The following is a 2,152-nucleotide window of genomic DNA, read 5'->3' on the forward strand; positions in this document are numbered from 1 at the left end:
TGTAATCTCTACGCTCTTTCATAAATATATTATTTTGGGCGTAAAGCTAAAGACGATCAATTAATCAGAAAATATGCAGTTGGTCGGGCGGATACCCGCCGGTGAAGTTGTCCAACGGCTGAAAAAGGCAGAAGCCTCCTGCCTGGCCGTGGGCCTTACAACAGTGAGCGACGCCGGCGTAAGCCGCTCCCAGATCCGCCTCTTGGACAGCTTATACAAACATCAACAGCTTCGTATCCGAAACCATGCCATGATTCGGCTAAGTCCCGAAAATGTAGATTACTACCTTCAGGAAGGACCCCATATCGGCGACCGCTTTACGGTACGGTCGTTCAAAATCATGGCAGACGGAGCCCTGGGCTCACGTGGAGCACGCCTGCTCCAGCCGTATTCCGACAATCCCCGTTCGGGATTTTTGCTGTTATCACCCCAAAACCTTGACTCTGCTTTGGCGCGCCTGGCAGACAGTCCGTTTCAGGTGTGTACCCACGCCATCGGCGACTCGACAAATCGGATTGTCCTTGACCTTTACGGCAAGCATCTTGGCGGCAAGAACGATCGGCGCTGGCGTATTGAACATGTCCAGGTGGTGTCTCCACAAGATTTCGAAAAGTTCGGCAACTACTCGGTAATCCCGTCAGTACAGCCCACACACGCCACGTCAGACATGTCATGGGCGATCGATCGCCTGGGACCCGAGCGCATCAAGGGCGCTTACGCCTTCAAACAATTGCTCAACAGCGCTGGTTTGTTAGCCCTTGGGAGTGATTTTCCTGTAGAGGATATCAACCCCCTGTACGGCTTTCATGCCGCGGTCGCCCGCGTTGACCAAACGGGCAACCCCAAAGGTGGTTTCCAGCCCGAAAACGCTATAGGCCGCGAGGCGGCGTTGCGCGGCATGACCATATGGGCAGCATATAGTTTTTTTGAAGAGGCGGAACGCGGCAGTATCGAAGTTGGCAAGAAAGCCGATTTTGTACGACTGGAAAAAGATATCATGACAGCCCCGATGGAAGAATTACGCGACATAGCAGTAGTACAAACCGCTATTGAGGGCGAAACGGTGTATCAATTGCACGTCCCCTGACGGGCAGCACCTTGGGGGATTGCCGTATCAGTAATTGGTGAGGCGTTGACAACATCCCGTTCTGGAGCTGCCGGGATATCCAAAGCCGTGTTATTTTATGCTTCCATGAAAAGCAAAACTTATCCCTGTTTAAACAACAAAGCCCCGACTTTCGTCGAGTTTTTTGAGCCCATTAGTACAGAACTCGAACCTTTTTTCTGGAAGATTTGAAGCGAATGAATCAATTAAAAGATACACTGCATCGTCCAATACTTCATGAATTTTCACTCACTATGGGCTAACTCTCCAATCTGATTAAGTTAACAAGAACAGCTTTTTTTGCAATATTCAAATACAGCGCAAAACACTACACTTACTATTTCAAACCCTATCCTTACTATTTAGGTGTTTTGGTTTTGTTATTATTGTTACAAGTTTGATGAAAATTAAACTAGACGATATGACAAAGATAATCTTAACATCTATCAGTCTCCTTATTATGCTACCTGCAGTAAACGCACAAAAAGGCATCAACTTTAATCACACGTACCCAGGTGGAGGAAGACTACTCATGACTGTTGATAGTTCAGCTAAAAATGTCTATTACTACAATAAATTTCCCAATCAACCTAATACCTCCTTTAGTTATTTACCGGAAGTCAACAATCTAAGTATCCAAATTTATTTCAGGAAGATAGATAGTGTGCAGGACTATCGGTACACGATCTTAGTCGATGATAAACCGATCGTGGTCAATAAGTCGATCAATCAAGAGCAACTGAAGGATATCATCAGGAAAGACGACGACTTCAAAGACGAAGTACTCAGAACTACGACACTTGGTGTTTTTCCTATCAAAGGTAAAACGATTACAACATTAGTCTACAGTATCGAAAGACCTCTTGATATAGAGAAATCTGTTTTTTACGGGAAGCCTATTCCGAGTGCGAAAATCGAAGTTTTAGCAAAGCGTTTTGCAACCGAAAGAGGCGTGTAAGCTTCCCCGAAAAAAAGACTGTTAGAGAATAGAAAATGATTGATAACTTTAACAGTGTATTATGAAAGGGAAACGATTCAAACCGGAGC

2 protein-coding genes are annotated in these 2,152 nt (G+C 45.5%); both read left to right on the top strand.

The annotated features are described in order from the left end of the window. The first annotated feature begins 73 nt into the window (after window positions 1-73). On the top strand, window positions 74-1,087 hold the full coding sequence (locus tag BM030_RS19480; protein WP_090975268.1) for an amidohydrolase: 1,014 nt from the start codon (window positions 74-76) through the stop codon (window positions 1,085-1,087). Between the two features lie 439 nt (window positions 1,088-1,526). Then, window positions 1,527-2,063, top strand: coding sequence for a hypothetical protein (locus tag BM030_RS19485; protein ID WP_211657674.1), 537 nt, complete (start codon window positions 1,527-1,529; stop codon window positions 2,061-2,063). The last annotated feature ends 89 nt before the right edge of the window (window positions 2,064-2,152 follow it).

It is taken from the genome of Parapedobacter composti (assembly GCF_900112315.1).
Taxonomy (GTDB): domain Bacteria; phylum Bacteroidota; class Bacteroidia; order Sphingobacteriales; family Sphingobacteriaceae; genus Parapedobacter; species Parapedobacter composti.